Annotated in this window: 1 protein-coding gene; it reads right to left on the bottom strand. The window is 70.5% G+C overall.

The genetic code is table 11. The features are described from left to right. Nucleotides 1-234 (bottom strand): hypothetical protein (locus KVS69_RS20645; RefSeq protein WP_217540214.1); only part of this gene is annotated, 234 nt, incomplete at both ends.

Raw genomic sequence — 234 nt, 5'->3', positions numbered from 1 at the left:
ACAGCGCGCGCAGGGTACCCAGCGGGCCCCGGTTGACCCGCGCCAGCACGTAGCCCGAATACGCCTGGTTGGCGAAATTCAGGGTCTCGCGGCGGTCCTCGCCGTAGAACTGGTTGCCGCCGGACAGCAGGACCTCGCTGAGCCGGTTGAGCGCCTTCTGCAGCACGCCGCCGGGCGCGGCGAAGCCGGCGACCGTGGCATCGAGCAGGAACACGGCGATGTACGGGGTCAGCC

This window comes from Stenotrophomonas sp. GbtcB23 (assembly GCF_019091045.1).
Lineage (GTDB): Bacteria > Pseudomonadota > Gammaproteobacteria > Xanthomonadales > Xanthomonadaceae > Stenotrophomonas > Stenotrophomonas rhizophila_A.
Note: the sequence above shows the minus strand (reverse complement) of the source record. Positions and strands in the feature narration are given on the sequence as shown.